We start from the raw sequence: 19628 nt of genomic DNA, 5'->3' as shown, positions 1-19628 counted from the left end.
CCGCGGAAAACCCCCCGATCGCGGGATTCTCCTGAGAATTCCTTGGCAAATAGCATCAGCCATCGGATGGACCGAACGGTTCCATTCAGATCGACACCCGACCGCCCGACCGAATGGACACTGCAATGTACTTCCGCCTCATGGGCAAGCTGAATGCTCGCCGCAACTCCCTCACCGAGCAGTCCGAGAAGGGCTTCACCCTCATCGAGCTCCTCGTCGTCGTGATCATCATCGGCATCCTCGCCGCGATCGCGATCCCGATCTTCATCGGGGTCCAGAACGGCGCCAAGGAGAGCGCCGTCAAGTCCGACCTGACGAACGCCAAGACCGCTTACGTGGCTGCGTACACGCAGTTCGGCAGCGACGCCACCGTCACGGTGCCGAGCGGCTCCATCACCCCGACGACCACCGTGGGCACCACCACCTTCGGTGCTCTCGGCGCGACCGCCAGCGTCCCGAACTACGCCGCCGGCGCCGGCCCGACCCTCAAGGCCGGCTCCACCTGGACGTCCTTCTGCATCGCGGCGACAAGCCCCGACACCGGCAAGACCTTCCACATCAGCGATTCGACAGGCGTCGCCAGCGGCGTCTGCTAAGCCCCGCACGGCGGGAGGACCGGAACTCGCCCGGTCCTCCCGCCACTGCCGTTTCCCGGCACGCACCACCGGCGCCCGAACGCCGGCCCTAGACTCCCCACCCGACCTAGCACCTGGGAGTGAGACATGATCCGCACGCAAGAGCGACCGAAGGACGAGGGCTTCACCCTCATCGAGGTCCTCATCGCCATGCTCCTGCTCGCGATCCTCTCGCTCGCCCTCCTGCCGTCTTTGATCGGCATCCTCAAGACTTCCGTCCGCAACGTCAGCGTCGCGACGGCCACGCAGTTCGTGAACAACAACCTCGTCCAAGCGCGGACGGCCGGCACCACCTGTGCGGGCATCCAGGCCTTCGGCTCCGCCGTCATCGGCCCGCTGACCGACACCCGCGGCGTCACCTTCTCGACGACCCGCACCGTCGGCGCGTGCCCGGCGACCTATCCCGGCACCGTCTCGGTGAGCGTCACCGTCATGAGCAGCAACAGCCTGCAGGCCGTCGCCACCGGCTCCACCCTCGTGATCGTCCGGAGCGCGTCGTGAACCGGCTGCTGCGCGGCACTCGCGGCGACTCCGGGATGACGCTCATCGAGCTCAGCATCGCCGCGGCGCTGTCCATCCTCATCATCGGGATCGCGTTCGGTCTCTTCGCCTCTGCGGCGAAATCCCAGAACACCATCTCCAACCGGACTGCGGCCTCCACGAGCGCTCAGCTGACGATGCGGAGCCTGACCCAGGGCATCGAGAACGCGTCCGAGTTCACCGTCCAGACGAGCGGTTCCGATCTCATGCTCGTGGCGCGCACGGCCGGATCGGGCTCCACCCTCGTGTGGAATTGCCGTGCCTGGTACTACCAGGCGTCGACGAACACCTTCCGGACGACCACGACGGCGGACGGCACCAAGATCCTCCTCCCCACGGCGGCGCAACTCGCCACGTGGACCTACCTGGCCGGCGGAGTCTCACCGGTCGGCACCACCCCGATCTTCCAAGGGGTCGGGTACAACCTGCAGGTCGGCTTCGTCGCGTCGGTCGCCGCGGGCCAATCGGTGACCATGCAGACGACGATCCTTCAGCAGACCGGAGTGGCGGCGAGCGGCACATGCTATTGATCAGACTGCGCGCCAGGGTGCGCGCCACCATGTCCGGCGGCGACGAGGGCTTCGCGATGGGCGCGGTCGTCGCGCTCATGGCCGTCTCGATCCTGCTGATCGCGCTGATGAGCAGCTCGGTGATCTACGCCGTGAGCTTCAGCACCGCCACGCGCGCGGGCGTCCAAGCGCAGGGTGCTGCGGAGGCGGGAATCGCCGTCGCCACCGTGGGGCTGGAGAACGGCACGTGCTCGGCGGTCGGCGGCGTGTATCAGAGCGCGGCGGGCCAGACCCCCGTCTATCGCGCGGTCGTCTACGTCCCCGGCGGCTCGGGATGGGTGCAGGGCTGTCCGGCCGCGGGCAACACCAACGTGCGCATCCTGTCCAACGGCACCGCGGCCAACGGAGGCGACGGAGGGCAACGGGCCAACGACTCGAAGACGCTCGAGAGCGTCCTCGGCCCCTCGACCCAGCCGACCCAGATCAGCGCCACCGGGCCGGCCGTCTATGCCTACTCGTCGAGCAACTTCGGCGGCTCCGGAACGCTCGTCTCCGTCGACGGGTCGAGCCCCAAGGTGATGATCAGCACCGGCGACGTCAACTGCAACGGCGCCTCCAGCGGCGCCTCCGACCTCGTCGTGAAGAACGGCAACCTGACCATGTCCGGGTCGTGCAGCGTGACGGGCAACGTCTGGACCAGCGGCGCGCTGACCGTGAACGGCGGCGTCTCGGTCGGCGGGAACGCGGTCGCCAACTCGATCTCGATCCCGAGCGGCACGATCAAGGGAAGTGCGTGGTCGGCCTCCACGACCAGCCTCTCCGGCGGTTCGAGCAACATCAACGGCAACCTCACGTCCACGACGACGACCTTCAACTCCGGAGGCGCGATCGGCGGCAACATCTGGAACTACGGCACCATCACCTTGGACTGGGGTTCGAAGGTGATCGGTAACGCGACAGGCAAGTCGGTCCTCAACACGAACCGGCCGAGCACGCTGGGCTCATACACCCAGATCCCGGCCGGGCCTGGGCCGTCGCCGTATGCGCAGCCCACGACCCCGGGCGTGCCGAACTGGGTGGACTACAACTACGACCCCACCGCCTGGACCGGGTTCACCCCCGTGGTGCTCCCCGCCGGGACGTGCTCGATCACCACGCTGCGGGCCGCCGTGACGACCATCGCCGGCGGCAAGGGCCTGATCGACGCGCGCAAGTGCACGAACGGACTGACCCTCACGGGAAGCGACCAGCTCGCCATCTCGAACGACATCGCGATCTTCGCCAACACCATCACCATCGGCAACAGTGGCGGGATCGTGCCGTCGGCGCCCGCCCGGGTCTGGCTGATCAACCCGGACGCCACGGCGAACGGGACCCCCACCTGCGCCTCCGGCGAGAGCTTCACGATCTCGGGGAATCCGGTGTTCAAGAACGCCTCCGGCACGATCCAGGACGCGGTGATGATGTACTCCCCGTGCGACCTCAACATCGGCACCGGCGTGAACTTCCAGGGCCAGGTGTTCGCGGGCTCCGCCACGATCAGCGGCGGCGCCTCGATCGGCTACGTCGCCATCGGCCTCCCCGGCGTCGACCTGTCCACCGGGTCGAGCACCGGCGGCAGCGGGACGACCACGACGCGCACCGTCGTCTCCAACCGGAACTACACGGGGTCGTGATCGTGTTCGCCGTGCTCGCAGGGGTGTTCGGGTCGCTGATCGGCTCGTTCCTCAACGTGGTGGTCTTCCGGGTCCCGGCCGGCCGGTCGATCGTCGCCCCGCCGAGCGCGTGCCCGTCGTGCGGGTCGCGGATCCGGGCGGTCGACAACATCCCCGTCCTCTCCTGGCTCGTGCTCCGCGGGCGCTGCCGCGACTGCGGGGCGGCGATCTCGATCCGCTACCCGGCCGTCGAACTGGGCACAGCCCTCGGGTTCGCGGCGGTCGCGCTGTGGCGGCTGCCCGCGCTCGTCGACGCCGTCGCGAGCGGGTCGGGGACGAGGATCGCCGCGGCGATGCTCGAGCTCGTCGCCTACCTGTACCTCATGGCGGTCTCCGTCGCCCTCGCGCTCATCGACCTGGACACCCACCGGCTCCCGGACAAGATCGTGCTCCCGGCCTACGCGGTCGGCGGCGGCCTCCTGATCCTCGTCGGGATCCTGGAGGGCGACGGCTGGTCGGTGCTGCGGGCGCTGATCGGCGGGGCCGCCGCCTTCCTGCTGTACCTGCTGCTCGGCCTGACCAAGCAGGGCGCGATGGGTTTCGGCGACATCAAGCTGGCAGGACTGCTCGGGCTCTACCTCGGCTGGGCCGGCTGGAGTTCGCTCGCGATCGGCGTCTTCGGCGGGTTCGTGATCGGCGGGCTCGTCTCGGTGGCACTGCTCGTCGCCCGGCGTGTGAAGCGGGACGGTGGCATCCCGTTCGGGCCCTCGATGCTCGCCGGAGCGTGGCTCGGCCTCGTCGCCGGCCCCGCTATCTGGACCGCGTACCTCCGATTGGTCGGCCTGGCCTGATCGGCCGTGAGAGAAGGAATGACATGGCGAACACCGTGGTAGGCATCGACATCGGCAGCGCGAGCATCCGCGCCGTCGAGCTGGCCGACGCCGAGAAGCCGAAGCCGACACTGGTCCGCTATGGACGGATCGACGTGCCTCCCGGCGCGGTCAATCGCGGCGAGGTGATCGAGTCCGACACCGTGAGCGCACTGCTGAAGCGGCTCTGGTCGAACAGCGGCTTCAAGACCAAGCGCGTGGTGCTCGGGATGGGGAACCAGCGGGTGTTCGCGCGGGATCTGACAGTGCCGCGGGCGCCGCTGCCACGTATTCGCGAATCCCTGCCGTTCCTCGTCCAGGAGATGCTGCCGCTCCCGGTCTCCGAGACCATCCTGGATTTCTACCCGACGAGCGAGGGGACGGGCGAGCACGGCCCGACCGTGAACGGACTGCTCATCGCCGCCGTCAAGGACGCGATCCTGGCGAACGTGAAGGCCGTGCAAGCGGCCGGCCTCACGCCGGTGGAGGTGGACCTCGTCCCGTTCGCACTGCAGCGGGCCCTGGTCACCCGGCCCCGCGTCGCCGGAACCGTGGCTCTGATCGATGTCGGCGCGAGCACCACGACCGTGATCGTGGCGACCAACGGGGTGCCCGAGTTCGTCCGGATCATCCCGACGGGCGGACAGGACCTGACCACGGCGCTGTCGACGCGCCTCTCCCTCACTCCGCCCCAGGCCGAGTCCGCCAAGCGCACGCTGGGGCTCGCCCCGAACGTGTCCACCGCCGAAGAGCACTCCCAAGCGACCGTGATCTACGAAGTCGTCAACGAGCTGCTCGGCAGCCTCCGCAACACCATTGCGTACTTCTCGAACACGCGCGAGACGACGCCGGTGCAGCGCATCGTCCTCGCGGGAGGCGCCGCGCAGCTCCCCGGCTTCGCGTCGGCGCTCGCCGAGTTCACCCGCCTCCCCGTCGAGGACGGGGATCCGTTCAGCACGATCGCGATCTCCCGCGGATTGCGGGCAGAGGACCTTCGAATCGATCAGCGCGAGATCACCGTCGCGCTCGGACTGGCGATGGGGAGTGTTGCAGCATGAGCGCAGCATCGGACGCGATCGCGGCGACCCGTACGGGTACGAAACGCGGCACCGAGGTCGCGAACAAGCCGGCCAAGCCCGCGAAGATGCCGCGGCAGAGCCTGCCGGCGGTCGACATCCGGGTGGGTGCAGAGCCCCGGGTCGACCTCCTCCCGACCGAGATCAGGACCGCGCGCAAGCACGAGAAGCTCGTGCGCAGGATGGGCATGGGGCTCGTGGTCACAGTCGCGGTCGTGATCGCCGCGGTGCTCGGCGCCGCAGCATTCGCTTTCACCGCACAGGTCGCCGCGACAGCGGAGCAGGGGCGCAGCAGCGCGCTGCTCAAGCAGCAGGCGCAGTACGCGCCGCTGCGCGCGGCTCAATCCGAGGCGGCGCTCCTCAAGGCCGGCCAGTCGGTCGGCGGCGCCACCGACATCGATTGGTCTGCAGTCGGCGACTCGCTCCTGAAGTCGCTGCCGGCCGGAACGACGATCACCGACGTCTCCATCGACGCGGCCTCGCCGCTCACCCCCTACCAGCAGTCGCTCGTGCCGGGGACACCCACCCGCGTCGCGACGGCGACGGTGACGATCTCGGCGCCCGATCTCACCACCGTGACGCAGTGGCTCTCGACGATCGGCGGCCTGCCCAACGTCGTCGACGCATCTGCGGGTGCGATCACCGCCGAGTCGACGGGATATAAGGCGATCGCGACGCTGCACTACGGAGTCACGGCCTGGGACGGCAGATATCTGCCGACGACGGGAGGCAAATGATGGACAAGAACCGGCTTTTCATGATCCTCCTCGGCGTCGCGATGGCGGCCGTGCTGGCGGGAGGCTTCCTGCTCGGCGTCCGCCCGTCTCTGGACTCCGCAGCGGCGTCCGAACAGGCGCGCGAGCAGGCGGCGGCCGCCAACCAGGCGAACCAGGCCCTCCTGAACAGCCTGGCGCAGCAGAACAAGAAGATCGGCGAGCTGACGGATCAGGTCGGCGTGCTGCGTCAGTCCATCCCGGCTCAGGAGAACCTCAGCCAGTTCATCGACACCGTCCGCGAGGCGGCGGCGGCCCAGGGGCTCACCGTCCAGAACGTGACGCCGGGAGACGAAGTCGCCTACGCGCCCCAGGGCGCGTCGGCTCCCGCCGCGAGCAGCTCGACGCCGTCATCGACCGCCACGCCGACTCCAACGCCGACTCCGTCGCCCACGGCGACGGCTGCCCCCGCGCCCGCGCCGGGCGCGCAGGCTCCCGTCCCGCATAGCGACCCCGCGATCACCGCGGCCAACTTCCTCGCCATCTCCGTGAAGATCGGTGTCGCCGGGCCGCTCCCGTCGACCATCGCGTTCGTCCACGCCTTGCAGCACGGGCCGCGCCTGTTCGTCGTGAACGGCATCTCGGGCGGAGCGAGTGCAGGCGACAGCTCTGCGAAGGGAGCCGCTGTGCAGGGGGACACCTACGTGATCTCCGGCTTCGTGTACGTCCTGGCCTCCACCACGGCCCCCTCCAAGTAGCCGCCCGCCCGCCGCACCTCCCTCGCCCCGCCGTCCCCCGTTGCTACAGTGGGCACCAGATCACAGGGTGCCCACTGGGGGCGCAGCGAGGAGTGCCAGCATGAGCGACACGACACCGGAACCCGCCGGCAAGCGGGATGAAGCGGGGTCGGTCGAACCTGCCACCTCGCCTGCGACCGCGCCGGCCGAGTCCGCCGCCGCTGAGCCCGCTCTGCACGAAGAGCCCGTCGCGGCCGAGCCGGCCCCGGCGTCCGCGGGCGAGCCGCATGACACGGACCCGGAGATGAGTGTGCCGCCGTCGGCGCCGGTGTCCGCCCGAGGCCACCTCAACCGTCCCGCTGACGACGCAGCGGCGGAGGTCCCCGCCGCCCCCGTCTCCACGCCGCCGACCGCGGCGATCGAGCCGGAGCCCGTGACCTCCTCGCCCGACGATGTCGCTGCGGCCGTCGCACGCTCCTCCACCGAGCCCGGCGCCACCGCAGCGGGCGACGCGACCGTGGACAGCGCATCTCCTGCACAGTCCGCCGCGCCGGTCATCATCGCGGGCGAGGCCGCCCAGCAGGCGACCACCCAGCAGGCGCAGCAGCCGGCCGCAGCAGCGCAGGGCGAGGCCACCGCCGCGGCAGTCCCGGCCGCGCAGACCCCGCCGCCGTTCATCCCCCAGCCGGTCGCGCCGATCTTCCTGCAGCGTCCGGAGCCGCCCAAGCGCAAGAGCAACCGCGGCGTCGGCATCCTCATCGCCCTGGTCGGCACCGTCGCGTTCGCCGTGCTCTGGGCCGTCGCCGTGGTCGTCGTCGGCGCGATGCTGACGCCGAGCAGCGAGTTCCTGCCGGTGCTCACCCAGTACTTCACGTCGCAGATCGCCGGCTGGGCCCCGATCGTGGCGTTCTTCGTCGGGATGGTCGTGCTCATCCAGATCATCAACCGGGCCCGCTGGTGGGCGTACATCCTCGGCGGCCTGGTCGTCGCGGTCTTCGTCTACCTCGTCTACATCGGCGCCGAGCTCTCGGACGCGCACTACCTGTCGCGCAACGCCGAGGAGCAGGCGCTCATCCTCAGTCGCGTCTGGGTGAACCCGTTCGCGGTCCTCGCCGGCGTCATCGCCCGGGAGATGTCGGTGTGGACGGGAGCCTGGCTCGCCGCGCGCGGACGCAAGCTGAAGGCGCGCAACGCGGAGGCGCAGGCCGACTACGAGCAGCAGCTCGCCGACGCCCAGAACCAGGCAGCCAACGCGTACGCTCAGGGGTACTGACCGACGGTCCCGAACCGTTTCCGCCCGAATCGTTTTCGAGGGGGCTCCCATGCGTGAGGAGCGTTCCTACGCCATCGTCGTCGCCTGCTTCGCGGCGGGCCTCTATCTGGCCGTCCTCGTCGCGGCGTTCGGCCTGATCTCGCTCGGGACGGACACCGAGGTGATCCCCGACCCTTCCGCCGGGCCGCTGGTCGGGCCGATCATGACGGGCGTCGCCGTGGCCGTGCTCCTCGTCCTGCTGATCCTGACCGGGATCCGCGTGCCGGGCGATCAGCAGCGCATCGCGCCGCTCAACGCGCTCGGCGCCGGTGTCGCGTGCTATCTCGCCTACTGCCTGACCGGGGGAGTGGCCGGCGCGCTCGCGACCGGCGACGTCCTACACTTCGTGCTGTTCGCCGCCGGGCAGCTCGGCAGCCTCTACGCCATCGCCACCGGCGCCGCGGCGGTCCTGATCATGCTGCTGTACCAGCTCGTCCTCGTCGGCCGCTTCCGGCAGCGCGGGAGGCCGCGCTGGCCGTGGGAGCGGCCCGACGACGAATAGCGCTGCGAGGAGCGCGACGAGGAGCGCGCCGGGTGACCCGAACGGGTGGACGCGACGGTCCACCCCCGGTCGATACACTGCGGGAACCCGACAGAGAGGTTTCGATGTCCGACGCTCCAGTCCCTGCCCTCCCGGACGACGACACCCTCTCCACACCCACCCCGGTTCCCGCCGGACCCCGGCGCTCGCACGCGGGCCGCTGGATCCTCGCCCTCATCGCCGCGGTCACCCTCCTGGTCACCGCCGCGGGCGTCACCGTGTCGCTGTCGGCGGTCGTCGCGATCCAGAACCTCCCCCGCACGCTGGTCGCGCAGTACCTGGGCGAGCTCGAGCACGGCCGGGCGGAGGCCGCGATGAAGCTGGCAGGGATCCGCGCGAACAGCGGGGACGTGCTGCTCACCGACGCCGCGTACTCCCGGATCACCGACCGCGTCAGCTCCTTCACCGTGCAGTCGCCGGTCACCCACGGCGCCACCACGACCGTGCAGGCGCAGATCACGCAGGGCGATCACACGTACAACCGCTCGTTCGTCGTGGAGCAGGAGGGAGGCCTCCCCTGGCTCCCGTTCTGGCGCCTCGGCCGGATCCAGCCCGACACCGTCGACCTCATGGTCGAGGGCCCCGCAGGCATCCAGTACGCGGTCGCCGGAGTGAAGCCGCAGAACATGCCGCTCGCCACCGACGTCACCCTCCGCGCGCTGCCCGGCACCTACCCGGTGGAGCTCGTCTCGAAGAGCGCGAACTTCGACGTCCCCATGAGCGCGATCACTTCCATTCCCGCCGGCGGCGCCGCCTCACCCACGGTGTTCACCGCCCGGCTGTCCGACAGCGGCCAGGCGGCGGCGCGCACCGCGATCAACACCTGGCTGGACGGGTGCGTCGCCTCGCACGACGCGCTGCCGGCCCACTGCCCGTTCGGCACCTACGCGGACAGCGCCGCCGACGACATCAGCAACGTGAGCTGGCAGCTCCACACCCGCCCCGACGTCACGATCGACCCGGTGTGGACGACAGGCGGCTGGACGGTCGACAGCACGTCGGGCAGCATCTCGGCGGAGGCGACACTGACCCGCAAGTCCGACGGCGCGTCCGGCCAGGGCTACACCGACCCGTGGAGCTTCGACTTCCGCGGCATCCTGACCTTCGACGGCGGCGGCGCGCTCTTCACCCCGCTGATCGCGAACGACGGGCCTGCCGCGCAGGCAGGCGCGTGAGGCCGCGCACCCGCTCGATCACGGCCACCGGGATCATCCCGACCAGCCAGGGCAGGTCCTGGAGCAGATAGCGCCTCACCAGGCGCGACGGGTCCTGACCCATCCGCCACACCCACTCCAGCCCGAGCCGGCGCATCAGGTGCGGTGCGCGCGGGAAGTGCCCGGTGTTCATCTGCGCAGCGGCCCCGGCCCCGATGAAAACGATGCTCTCGGGATGCCTCGTGCGCAGCTCCAGGATCAGGCGCTCCTGCTTCGGGAAGCCGAGGCAGACGAACAGCACGTCCGGCCGCACGCGCTCGATGAACGCGCTCGCGGCGTCGATCAGCGCCGGGCTTCCCGGCTCGGCGAACGGGAGGGCGGCGCCGTGGACGTGCGCGTGGCCGCGCGCACGGTAGAACGTCTCCGCCTCGGCCGCGTGCGCGCCGACGATGCCGACGCGCAGGTCGGTCGCCCCCGGGTGCTCGATGACGGCGTTCATCAGGTCCGTCCCGGTGACGCGGGGGAACCGGCCCTTGCCCGCGATCCGCAGCAGCCAGGTGAGCGGGACGCCGTCGACGGTCCAGAAGGAGGTCTGCTCCTCGAGCTCGGGGAGGCCGACGGTGCGCAGGTGGCGCGAGATCGAGACGTTCGAGGTGACGACGATCCCGCCGTCGGCGCGGGCGAGGTCGATGACGTGGCGGCTGGACTCGTCGAGGTCGGCCCTGTCGAGCTGGATGCCGCCCAGGACGGCGCGTTCGAAGGTCTGCATCGGGAAAGAGTGACATATATATAGTGGATGCCACCCTCCGGACGGCGCGCGCGGCAGGCGCTGCAGCGCATCGCGGCGCCGGCGATCACCCCGGACTTCACCGGGTGTTGCTGTCGCGCACCCGACGACGCGCTCCCATTCCGCTGTGCGCGGACAGCCCGCTAGCACGCCCTCGCTCATTTGACCGCCCACCGCGCGGACGATAGTATTTATCGGGTGTGCGCTCTGACGCGCGCTTGTTGTGTGCTCGCGAGAGCCGACACCGAGCGGGCCGGCACGTACTCATCCGATGGGCGGAGAGACCGCACGGAATCACCGCCCCCACGGCATATCGGCCATCGGTCCGATACTCCCCAACTCCTCGATCGCCTGCGAAGCGGGTCGCTCGGGGTGCGGGGAAAAAAGCGACAACTGTCACCGTGCAGTCCATATAAGGAGAAGTTCAGTGCCAACCATTCAGCAGTTGGTTCGGAAGGGCCGGACGCCGAAGGTCACCAAGACCAAGGCTCCCGCCCTGAAGTCCAACCCCCAGCAGCGCGGCGTGTGCACCCGTGTCTACACCACCACCCCCAAGAAGCCGAACTCCGCGCTCCGCAAGGTCGCGCGTGTCAAGCTCTCGAACGGGACCGAGGTCACCGCGTACATCCCCGGTGAGGGCCACAACCTGCAGGAGCACTCGATGGTGCTCGTCCGCGGCGGCCGTGTGAAGGACCTGCCCGGCGTCCGCTACAAGATCGTCCGTGGCGCGCTCGACACCCAGGCCGTCAAGAACCGCAAGCAGGCTCGCAGCCGCTACGGCGCGAAGATGGAGAAGAAGTAATGCCTCGCAAGGGTCCCGCTCCGAAGCGCCCCGTCGTCGCCGACCCGGTGTACGGCGCGCCGGTCGTCAGCCAGCTCGTCAACAAGATCCTCCTCGACGGCAAGAAGGGCCTTGCCGAGCGCATCGTCTACGACGCGCTCGAGGGCGTCTCGACCAAGTCCGGCCAGGACGCGGTCGTCACCCTCAAGAAGGCGCTCGACAACATCCGCCCGACCCTCGAGGTCCGCAGCCGCCGCGTCGGTGGCTCGACCTACCAGGTGCCGGTCGAGGTCAAGCCGCACCGCGCCAACACCCTCGCGCTGCGCTGGCTCACCAGCTACGCCAAGGGCCGTCGCGAGAAGACGATGACCGAGCGTCTCACCAACGAGATCCTCGACGCCTCGAACGGCCTGGGCGCCGCTGTCAAGCGCCGCGAGGACACGCACAAGATGGCCGAGTCGAACAAGGCCTTCGCGCACTACCGCTGGTAAACATTTTCGTCGTCCGGGCGTTGCACTCGTAGGAGCGCCGCGCCCGGGCGGCACCCCTTCCACTTTCTACTTTTCGGAGGAATCCCTGTGGCACAGGACGTGCTCACCGACCTCAACAAGGTCCGCAACATCGGCATCATGGCCCACATCGATGCCGGCAAGACCACCACGACCGAGCGCATCCTGTTCTACACGGGCGTCAACCACAAGATCGGTGAGACGCACGACGGCGCCTCGACCACCGACTGGATGGAGCAGGAGAAGGAGCGCGGCATCACCATCACGTCCGCCGCGGTCACCTGTTTCTGGAACAAGAACCAGATCAACATCATCGACACCCCGGGTCACGTCGACTTCACGGTCGAGGTGGAGCGCTCGCTCCGCGTCCTCGACGGTGCCGTCGCCGTCTTCGACGCGAAGGAGGGCGTCGAGCCCCAGTCGGAGACCGTGTGGCGTCAGGCCGACAAGTACGTCGTCCCGCGCATCTGCTTCGTCAACAAGATGGACAAGCTGGGCGCCGACTTCTACTTCACCGTCGACACCATCGTCTCCCGCCTCGGCGCCAAGCCGCTGGTGATGCAGCTCCCGATCGGCTCCGAGTCCGACTTCGTCGGCGTCGTCGACCTGGTCGAGATGCGCGCGCTGGTCTGGCCCGGCGACGCCAAGGGTGACGTGACCATGGGCGCCAAGTACGAGGTCCAGGAGATCCCCGCCGACCTTCAGGAGAAGGCCGAGGAGTACCGCAACCGTCTCCTCGAGACCGTCGCCGAGACCGACGACGCGCTGCTCGAGAAGTTCTTCGGCGGCGAAGAGATCACCATCCCGGAGATCAAGGCCGCCATCCGCAAGCTCACGGTCAACAACGAGATCTACCCGGTCCTCTGCGGCTCCGCGTTCAAGAACCGCGGTGTGCAGCCGATGCTCGACGCCGTGATCGACTACCTTCCGTCGCCGCTCGACGTGCCCGCCATCGAGGCGCACAACCCGCGCGACGAGGAGCAGGTCATCCTGCGCCACGCCGACGCCACCGAGCCGTTCTCGGCGCTCGCGTTCAAGGTCGCCGTGCACCCGTTCTTCGGTCGCCTGACCTACGTCCGCGTGTACTCGGGCCGCGTCGACTCCGGAGCCGGTGTCGTGAACTCGACCAAGGGCAAGAAGGAGCGCATCGGCAAGATCTTCCAGATGCACGCCAACAAGGAGAACCCGGTCGACTTCGTCACCGCCGGCAACATCTACGCGGTGATCGGCCTCAAGGACACCACCACCGGTGACACCCTGAGCGACCCGGACCACCAGGTCGTCCTCGAGTCGATGACCTTCCCGGAGCCCGTCATCGAGGTCGCCATCGAGCCGAAGACCAAGGCCGACCAGGAGAAGCTCGGCACGGCCATCCAGAAGCTCGCCGAAGAGGACCCGACGTTCCGCACCGAGCAGAACCAGGAGACCGGTCAGACGGTCATCAAGGGCATGGGCGAGCTGCACCTCGACATCCTCGTCGACCGCATGAAGCGCGAGTTCAACGTCGAGGCCAACGTCGGCAAGCCGCAGGTGGCCTACCGCGAGACCCTCCGCCGCACGGTGGAGAAGTACGACTACACCCACAAGAAGCAGACCGGTGGTTCCGGTCAGTTCGCTAAGGTGCAGATCACCCTGGAGCCGCTCGAGGTGACCCCGGAGACCTCGTACGAGTTCGTGAACGCCGTCACCGGCGGTCGCGTCCCGCGCGAGTACATCCCCTCGGTCGACGCGGGCATCCAGGACGCGATGCAGGTCGGCGTGCTCGCCGGCTTCCCGACGGTGGGTGTCAAGGCGATCCTCGTCGACGGTGCCTCGCACGACGTCGACTCCTCGGAGATGGCGTTCAAGATCGCCGGCTCGATGGCCTACAAGGAGGCTGCGCGCAAGGCGAACCCGGTGCTCCTCGAGCCGCTCATGGCGGTCGAGGTGCGTACGCCGGAGGAGTACATGGGCGACGTCATCGGCGACCTCAACTCCCGCCGTGGACAGATCCAGTCCATGGAGGACGCGAGCGGCGTCAAGGTCGTCCGCGCCAACGTCCCGCTGTCCGAGATGTTCGGCTACATCGGCGACCTGAGGTCCAAGACCTCGGGCCGCGCGGTGTACTCGATGCAGTTCGACAGCTACGCGGAGGTCCCGAAGGCTGTGGCCGACGAGATCGTCCAGAAGAGCAAGGGCGAGTGACCTCGGTCACTGCTCTCAGGCAACATCCCGTAACATAAGAAACCAATCCCGTAGGCCCTCCGGTCGAAATCCGTCGACCGGGGTGTCTGCACGAGAGTCCTGAGGAGGACCACAGTGGCTAAGGCCAAGTTCGAGCGGACTAAGCCGCACGTGAACATCGGAACCATCGGTCACGTCGACCACGGCAAGACGACGCTCACCGCGGCGATCTCCAAGGTGCTTGCTGACAAGTACCCGTCGGCGACCAACGTGCAGCGCGACTTCGCGTCGATCGACTCGGCTCCGGAAGAGCGTCAGCGTGGTATCACGATCAACATCTCGCACGTCGAGTACGAGACCCCGAAGCGTCACTACGCGCACGTCGACGCCCCGGGTCACGCCGACTACATCAAGAACATGATCACCGGTGCGGCCCAGATGGACGGCGCGATCCTCGTGGTCGCCGCCACCGACGGCCCGATGGCTCAGACCCGCGAGCACGTGCTGCTGGCCAAGCAGGTCGGCGTTCCGTACCTGCTCGTCGCGCTGAACAAGTCCGACATGGTCGACGACGAGGAGATCCTGGAGCTCGTCGAGCTCGAGGTCCGCGAGCTGCTCTCCAGCCAGGACTTCGACGGCGACAACGCCCCGGTCGTGCGCGTCTCGGGCCTCAAGGCTCTCGAGGGCGACGAGAAGTGGGTCCAGTCGGTCCTCGACCTCATGGACGCCGTCGACGAGTCCATCCCGGACCCGGTGCGCGACAAGGACAAGCCGTTCCTGATGCCGATCGAGGACGTCTTCACGATCACCGGTCGTGGCACCGTCGTCACCGGTCGCGCCGAGCGTGGCACCCTCGCCATCAACTCCGAGGTCGAGATCGTCGGCATCCGCCCGACGCAGAAGACCACGGTCACGGGTATCGAGATGTTCCACAAGCAGCTCGACGAGGCCTGGGCCGGCGAGAACTGTGGTCTGCTCCTCCGCGGCACCAAGCGCGAGGACGTGGAGCGCGGCCAGGTCGTCGTGAAGCCGGGTTCGGTCACGCCGCACACCAACTTCGAGGGCACTGCCTACATCCTCTCGAAGGAGGAGGGTGGCCGTCACAACCCCTTCTACACGAACTACCGTCCGCAGTTCTACTTCCGTACCACCGACGTCACCGGCGTCATCTCGCTGCCCGAGGGCACCGAGATGGTCATGCCCGGCGACACCACCGACATGTCGGTCGAGCTGATCCAGCCGATCGCCATGGAGGAGGGCCTCGGCTTCGCCATCCGTGAGGGTGGCCGCACCGTGGGCGCCGGTACGGTGACCAAGATCAACAAGTAAGTACCCGCCCGGTCCACCGGGCAGGCATTTCGGCTGAGGGCCGGACCCGCAAGGGTCCGGCCCTTCGTCGTTTTGCGGAGCGGGAGACGTGTGATAAATATTGGTGGCCGCATCTAACACCTAAGGTAATCAGACGTGCCCTCGCGCCACTCCCGTGCTCGTACCCGCTCCTTCCCGACCCGTCTCGTCGCCGCGGTCGGAGGCCTCGTCCTCGTAGCGACGCCGCTCACGCTCGCCGGGCCGGCCGCGGTGGGCGACCCCGCTCAGTCGGTGACGGACGGGACGACGTCCTCCGTCGAGTCCTTCGTCGCGCAGCTCGTGGGCGAGGGCGTCACCACCTCGGGCATCCGCTTCACCGGCGACCCGCGCGCGATCGGCGCCTTCGCCGGGATGGACGCGCTCGGTCTCGCGTCGGGTGTCGCGCTCAGCACCGGTCTGGTCGCGGAGACCCCTGGCCCTCACGGGCACAGCCTGTCGACGCGACTGGGCACTCCGGGGGACGAGGACGCCACCGCTCTGGCAGGCGCGCGGACCCGGGACGCGGCCGTCTTGGAGTTCGATGTCGTGCCGACTTCGACCTCCCTCTCGATCGACTACGTGTTCGGGTCGGCCGAGTACAACGACTGGGTCGGCAAGGGCTTCAACGACGTGTTCGGCTTCTTCGTCAATGGCGCGAACTGCGCGGTTATCGGTGAGGAGCCCGTCAGCGTCGACTCGGTGAACGCGGGCAGCAACGCGGAACTCTTCGTGGACAACACGGCCGGTTCGGTCGATACGGCGCTCAACGGCTTCACCGTCCCTCTTCGCTGCGTCGCCCCGGTGTCCGCGCACGAGCAGAATCACGTCAAGCTCGTCATCGCGGATGTCTCGGACGCGATCCTCGACTCGGTGGTGCTCCTGGCCGCGGGCGGCGTCGTGTCGAACGCTCCGCCGGCGGCGGCCGATTTCGCGTTCACTCTGTCGGCCGGGTCGTCGGCCTCGGTGGAGTTCCCCGGCACGGACCCGGACGGCGACGAGCTGACGTACGCGATCGTCTCCGAGCCGGCCCACGGCACGTTCCGGTCGACCGGCTCCGGCGGCGTCTACACCCCCGAAGCGGGTTTCGCCGGGGCGGATGCGTTCGAGTACACGGTCAGCGACGGCCACTCCACCGCCGGCCCGTACCGCGTGGACATCGAGGTGGTCGAGGACGCCGCGCTCACTCCGTCCGTGCGCGACCTGCATTACACCGCGTTCGCGGGGGAGGACACGCCGATCAGCCTGGTCGCCTCCGCTGCCGACGGTTCTGCTCCGGAGGAGGGGTCTGTGCAGATCGATGTCGTGGCCGAGCCGTCCCACGGCGTCCTCAGCGGCGAGGGTGTGCACCGCAGCTACCGGAGCGACCCGGCACATGTCGGAGCCGACGCATTCGTCTACACCGCCACCGTCGCGGGCCGGACGAGCGCGTCCGCGACCGTGACGCTGGATGTCGTCACCCGTCCGGTGCCGGCCATCACCGGCCGTACTGTTCCGGTCTTCCCGCCCGGGCCGGTGTCCGTGGTGGAGCGTTCGCGCTCCCTCGCCGGCACCGGCGCCACCGTCGAGATCATCCCGCTCGCGTCGCTGGCGATCGGCGCCGGCACGGCCGGTGCGGCGGTCCTCTGTGTCGGCCTCCTCCTGCGATCGCGACGTACCCGTTCCTGAGCGTGAGGTCGGAGGGGTTTACCTCTCGCCAGGTCGGGCGCAGAATGAGGGCACCGTTTCAACCGAACGGGTCCGTCGACGAAGGGAGAGTGCCTATGGTGAGCATGGACCTCGCAAACCAGACCAAGCCGCTGACCGGAGTACGGACGAAGAGTTCGGAAACCGCCTAGGCGGTCTTGGAACCACGAGAGCGGCGGCGCGAGGCGCCGTTCGGGAGCGGGATCGGCGAACACCGGTCCCGCTCTTCTGCGTCAGAGGCCCCGCTCCGGTCCCAGGCCCAGCTCCCCGAGCCGCCTGCCTGGGTCCAACGGCACGCCTTCGCGGGTCAGGAACTCTCGCATCAGATCGACGCGCCGCCCGATGGCCCAGCGCCAGCGGATGACGCGCAGCCCCGCCGCCTCGATCCGCCTGTCGCGCTCCGCACGCGCCGCTAAGGCCTGCCTCACATCCGGGAATCGCCGGAAAGCCGGATGCTGCAGTTTCTCCGCGCCGTCCGCCTCGCCGGCGATCCCGAGCTCGGGCCAGCAGAAGCCGGGCCGAGCGATCACTCCGAACTGGTCGTGCACGCGGAGTTGCAACTCGGGCGGGGGAGCCCCTGCCAACGCGATCGTCGCCCGGCTGACCGACTCGAGCGGCGACTCGGCGCGCCCGTCCGCGAACCGTGAGACCGCGAGTGCGCGCCGCCGTTCCTCCGGATCGGTCAGCGCTCCGGCGGCGTCGGCGAGCTCGGCGGAGGTCGCGAGCGGGACCCGATCCCCGAAAGCGCCGGCGTGCAGGGAGTAGTCGGCGAGCACCACGCCCTCCACGAACGACGTCCGTCCCGCCAGGGCTGCCACCGTCTCGGCGACCGGCGTCGCGGTGAGCCCGCGGGTGCGCACGGGCGCCACCCCGACCGTCCTCCGATGCGTCACGATCCCGCGAGCGGCGCTCTCAGCAGGACCCGCGGCGACGACATGGATGGTCGCCGGCGGAGCGTTGAGCAAGGGGAGTCCGTGAACGATCGCCGCCGACCAGTACGCGAATACGGGAGGCCTCTGCCGCATCGCCGCGAACAGGTGCAGCCGCTCGAGCTGATCCCTCCGCGACCGTTTCCGACCGATCTGCTGGAGGGTCGCATGTCGCCCGGGTTCGACCGCGCGCAGGTGCAGTCGGTGGAGCCGGGCGGACCTGAAGGTGTCGTGGAGTGCTGTCATGAATCCAGCCTGGCGATGGCCATGCGGCGGCGGACGGGACGACGGAAATCTGTGGAGAACGCGGCGTTCGGACGCGGCTGTGGAGCAAGTTCTGACCGCCGCCGGCCACGCGCGACACGCCCGGGTTGCAGCTTGGCTCCAGATCTGGCAAACTTGTCTGGTTCAACATTTCGGAACGAGCGCGCTCATGTGCGCTCCGAACGGATCACTGCCAGGCAGTGCATAGCCCACCGCGAGAGTCTTCGGACCGGCGGTCGAGGGGTTAGGCCGCAGGTAGCAGGACATGCTCACAATCGACATCTTCGAAAAGCAGGGATTTCTCTGTGCCTCGAGGCGTGCGGTGAGTTGACAGAAGAATAGTGGCGTTTCCCACGCGTACGTCGCACTGCGTCCAATGCGAGCGCGGTTCGTAAGAGCCGTCTCGTACGACGCCATAACAAGAGAGAGAGTCAGACATGGCGGGACAGAAGATCCGCATTCGGCTTAAGTCGTATGACCACGAGGTCATCGACACCTCGGCGCGCAAGATCGTCGACACGGTGACCCGTGCAGGCGCGACCGTCGTCGGCCCGGTGCCGCTTCCCACCGAGAAGAACGTGGTGTGCGTCATCCGTTCGCCCCACAAGTACAAGGACAGCCGCGAGCACTTCGAGATGCGCACGCACAAGCGGCTGATCGACATCATCGACCCGACGCCGAAGGCCGTCGACTCGCTCATGCGTCTCGACCTGCCCGCCGACGTCAACATCGAGATCAAGCTCTAAGGGGGAGTGCCGCTATGTCCAACATCGACACCAAGACCTCCAAGGGACTCCTCGGCAAGAAGCTCGGCATGACCCAGGTCTGGGACGAGAACAACAAGCTCATCCCGGTGACCGTCATCGAGATCACGCCGAACGTCGTGACCCAGGTCCGCACCCCCGAGGTCGACGGCTACAACGCCGTCCAGATCGCCTACGGCCAGATCGACCCGCGCAAGGTCAACAAGCCGGCCGCCGGCCACTTCGACAAGGCGGGCGTCACGCCGCGCCGTCACCTCACCGAGGTCCGCACTGCTGACGCCGCCGAGTACTCGGCCGGCCAGGAGCTCACCGTGGATGCCACCTTCGAGGCCGGCCAGCTGGTCGACGTCGTGGGCACCTCCAAGGGCAAGGGCTTCGCCGGTGTCATGAAGCGCCACAACTTCAAGGGCGTCTCCGCCTCGCACGGTGCGCACCGCAACCACCGCAAGCCGGGCTCCATCGGCGCCTCCTCGACCCCGAGCCGTGTCTTCAAGGGCATGCGCATGGCCGGTCGCATGGGTGGCGAGCGCGTGACCGTCCTGAACCTCAAGGTCCAGGCCGTCGACGCCGAGAAGGGCCTGCTGCTCGTCAAGGGCGCCGTCCCCGGCGCTCGTGGCCGCATCGTTTTCGTCCGCAACGCAGTGAAGGGGGCCTAAGTAG

At 68.7% G+C, this 19628-nt stretch carries 20 protein-coding genes; 18 read left to right on the top strand and 2 right to left on the bottom strand.

The window, feature by feature from the left end; translation table 11 throughout:
• Nucleotides 1-113 precede the first annotated feature (113 nt).
• The 11 genes from ABH923_RS07015 (at nt 114) to ABH923_RS06965 (ending at nt 9762) form a co-directional block, all read left to right on the top strand.
• Entirely contained in the window at nt 114-596 is a 483-nt protein-coding gene (locus ABH923_RS07015) for a type II secretion system protein (RefSeq protein ID WP_370054616.1), read from the top strand.
• Nucleotides 597-722: 126 nt separating this feature from the next.
• A complete protein-coding gene (locus ABH923_RS07010; protein WP_370054615.1) occupies nt 723-1136 on the top strand; it encodes a prepilin-type N-terminal cleavage/methylation domain-containing protein in 414 nt (137 codons plus the stop codon).
• Nucleotides 1133-1705, top strand: coding sequence for a PilW family protein (locus ABH923_RS07005; protein ID WP_370054614.1), 573 nt, complete (start codon nt 1133-1135; stop codon nt 1703-1705). Before ABH923_RS07010 ends, ABH923_RS07005 begins: the two co-directional genes overlap by 4 nt.
• Nucleotides 1696-3360 carry a hypothetical protein gene (locus ABH923_RS07000; RefSeq protein WP_370054613.1) on the top strand — a complete coding sequence of 555 codons (1665 nt, stop codon included), beginning with the start codon at nt 1696-1698 and terminating at the stop codon, nt 3358-3360. Before ABH923_RS07005 ends, ABH923_RS07000 begins: the two co-directional genes overlap by 10 nt.
• Nucleotides 3357-4190 (top strand): A24 family peptidase, encoded by an 834-nt coding sequence (locus tag ABH923_RS06995; RefSeq protein WP_370054612.1) that lies wholly within the window; start codon nt 3357-3359, stop codon nt 4188-4190. Before ABH923_RS07000 ends, ABH923_RS06995 begins: the two co-directional genes overlap by 4 nt.
• 23 nt (nt 4191-4213) lie before the next feature.
• Complete coding sequence (gene pilM, locus ABH923_RS06990) at nt 4214-5266, top strand: type IV pilus assembly protein PilM (protein ID WP_370054611.1); 1053 nt, start codon at nt 4214-4216, stop codon at nt 5264-5266.
• Entirely contained in the window at nt 5263-6021 is a 759-nt protein-coding gene (locus tag ABH923_RS06985; protein WP_370054610.1) for a hypothetical protein, read from the top strand. The genes pilM and ABH923_RS06985 overlap by 4 nt, the downstream gene beginning before the upstream one ends.
• A complete protein-coding gene (pilO, locus tag ABH923_RS06980; RefSeq protein ID WP_370054609.1) occupies nt 6018-6755 on the top strand; it encodes a type 4a pilus biogenesis protein PilO in 738 nt (245 codons plus the stop codon). The genes ABH923_RS06985 and pilO overlap by 4 nt, the downstream gene beginning before the upstream one ends.
• 100 nt (nt 6756-6855) lie before the next feature.
• Nucleotides 6856-8007 carry a hypothetical protein gene (locus tag ABH923_RS06975; protein WP_370054608.1) on the top strand — a complete coding sequence of 384 codons (1152 nt, stop codon included), beginning with the start codon at nt 6856-6858 and terminating at the stop codon, nt 8005-8007.
• A 49-nt stretch (nt 8008-8056) separates the two neighbouring features.
• Complete coding sequence (locus tag ABH923_RS06970) at nt 8057-8548, top strand: DUF6121 family protein (RefSeq protein WP_370054607.1); 492 nt, start codon at nt 8057-8059, stop codon at nt 8546-8548.
• A 104-nt stretch (nt 8549-8652) separates the two neighbouring features.
• Complete coding sequence (locus ABH923_RS06965) at nt 8653-9762, top strand: hypothetical protein (protein WP_370054606.1); 1110 nt, start codon at nt 8653-8655, stop codon at nt 9760-9762.
• Here ABH923_RS06965 and ABH923_RS06960 read toward each other — a convergent pair.
• A complete protein-coding gene (locus ABH923_RS06960; protein WP_370054605.1) occupies nt 9713-10510 on the bottom strand; it encodes a WecB/TagA/CpsF family glycosyltransferase in 798 nt (265 codons plus the stop codon). The two genes, ABH923_RS06965 and ABH923_RS06960, sit on opposite strands and share 50 nt — an antisense overlap.
• A 445-nt stretch (nt 10511-10955) precedes the next feature.
• Here ABH923_RS06960 and rpsL point away from each other — a divergent pair, with 445 nt between their 5' ends.
• The 5 genes from rpsL to ABH923_RS06935 all read left to right on the top strand — a co-directional run bounded on the left by rpsL (nt 10956) and on the right by ABH923_RS06935 (nt 16993).
• Nucleotides 10956-11330: a 30S ribosomal protein S12 gene (rpsL, locus tag ABH923_RS06955; RefSeq protein ID WP_055913929.1), complete on the top strand. Its 375-nt coding sequence runs from the start codon at nt 10956-10958 to the stop codon at nt 11328-11330.
• Entirely contained in the window at nt 11330-11800 is a 471-nt protein-coding gene (gene rpsG / locus ABH923_RS06950; protein WP_370054604.1) for a 30S ribosomal protein S7, read from the top strand. Before rpsL ends, rpsG begins: the two co-directional genes overlap by 1 nt.
• A gap of 87 nt (nt 11801-11887) precedes the next feature.
• A complete protein-coding gene (fusA, locus tag ABH923_RS06945; protein WP_370054603.1) occupies nt 11888-14002 on the top strand; it encodes an elongation factor G in 2115 nt (704 codons plus the stop codon).
• Between the two features lie 114 nt (nt 14003-14116).
• Nucleotides 14117-15310, top strand: coding sequence for an elongation factor Tu (gene tuf / locus ABH923_RS06940; RefSeq protein ID WP_055913937.1), 1194 nt, complete (start codon nt 14117-14119; stop codon nt 15308-15310).
• A 135-nt stretch (nt 15311-15445) separates the two neighbouring features.
• Nucleotides 15446-16993 (top strand): choice-of-anchor L domain-containing protein, encoded by a 1548-nt coding sequence (locus ABH923_RS06935; RefSeq protein ID WP_370054602.1) that lies wholly within the window; start codon nt 15446-15448, stop codon nt 16991-16993.
• 251 nt (nt 16994-17244) lie between these two features.
• On the opposite strand, the gene ABH923_RS06930 is transcribed toward ABH923_RS06935, so the two are convergent.
• Nucleotides 17245-18186, bottom strand: a complete 942-nt coding sequence (locus ABH923_RS06930; protein WP_370054601.1) for a hypothetical protein — start codon at nt 18184-18186, stop codon at nt 17245-17247.
• A 455-nt stretch (nt 18187-18641) separates the two neighbouring features.
• On the opposite strand from ABH923_RS06930, the gene rpsJ reads away from it, so the two are divergent.
• Nucleotides 18642-18950 (top strand): 30S ribosomal protein S10, encoded by a 309-nt coding sequence (rpsJ, locus tag ABH923_RS06925; RefSeq protein ID WP_005050520.1) that lies wholly within the window; start codon nt 18642-18644, stop codon nt 18948-18950.
• A gap of 14 nt (nt 18951-18964) precedes the next feature.
• Nucleotides 18965-19624 (top strand): 50S ribosomal protein L3, encoded by a 660-nt coding sequence (gene rplC / locus ABH923_RS06920; protein ID WP_055913953.1) that lies wholly within the window; start codon nt 18965-18967, stop codon nt 19622-19624.
• The last annotated feature ends 4 nt before the right edge of the window (nt 19625-19628 follow it).

The sequence above is a fragment of the Leifsonia sp. EB41 genome (assembly GCF_041262565.1).
Classification (GTDB): domain Bacteria; phylum Actinomycetota; class Actinomycetes; order Actinomycetales; family Microbacteriaceae; genus Leifsonia.
Note: the sequence above shows the minus strand (reverse complement) of the source record. Positions and strands in the feature narration are given on the sequence as shown.

Excerpts from the sequence above, each read along its gene's own strand:
- rpsJ (WP_005050520.1), top strand. The coding sequence starts at position 18,642 with ATGGCGGGACAGAAGATCCGCATTCGGCTTAAGTCGTATGACCACGAG.
- ABH923_RS06930 (WP_370054601.1), bottom strand. The coding sequence starts at position 18,186 with ATGACAGCACTCCACGACACCTTCAGGTCCGCCCGGCTCCACCGACTG.
- ABH923_RS06965 (WP_370054606.1), top strand. The coding sequence starts at position 8,653 with ATGTCCGACGCTCCAGTCCCTGCCCTCCCGGACGACGACACCCTCTCC.
- rpsG (WP_370054604.1), top strand. The coding sequence starts at position 11,330 with ATGCCTCGCAAGGGTCCCGCTCCGAAGCGCCCCGTCGTCGCCGACCCG.
- rplC (WP_055913953.1), top strand. The coding sequence starts at position 18,965 with ATGTCCAACATCGACACCAAGACCTCCAAGGGACTCCTCGGCAAGAAG.
- ABH923_RS07010 (WP_370054615.1), top strand. The coding sequence starts at position 723 with ATGATCCGCACGCAAGAGCGACCGAAGGACGAGGGCTTCACCCTCATC.
- ABH923_RS07000 (WP_370054613.1), top strand. The coding sequence starts at position 1,696 with ATGCTATTGATCAGACTGCGCGCCAGGGTGCGCGCCACCATGTCCGGC.
- ABH923_RS06985 (WP_370054610.1), top strand. The coding sequence starts at position 5,263 with ATGAGCGCAGCATCGGACGCGATCGCGGCGACCCGTACGGGTACGAAA.
- ABH923_RS07015 (WP_370054616.1), top strand. The coding sequence starts at position 114 with ATGGACACTGCAATGTACTTCCGCCTCATGGGCAAGCTGAATGCTCGC.
- pilO (WP_370054609.1), top strand. The coding sequence starts at position 6,018 with ATGATGGACAAGAACCGGCTTTTCATGATCCTCCTCGGCGTCGCGATG.
- ABH923_RS06975 (WP_370054608.1), top strand. The coding sequence starts at position 6,856 with ATGAGCGACACGACACCGGAACCCGCCGGCAAGCGGGATGAAGCGGGG.
- ABH923_RS06970 (WP_370054607.1), top strand. The coding sequence starts at position 8,057 with ATGCGTGAGGAGCGTTCCTACGCCATCGTCGTCGCCTGCTTCGCGGCG.
- pilM (WP_370054611.1), top strand. The coding sequence starts at position 4,214 with ATGGCGAACACCGTGGTAGGCATCGACATCGGCAGCGCGAGCATCCGC.
- ABH923_RS06960 (WP_370054605.1), bottom strand. The coding sequence starts at position 10,510 with ATGCAGACCTTCGAACGCGCCGTCCTGGGCGGCATCCAGCTCGACAGG.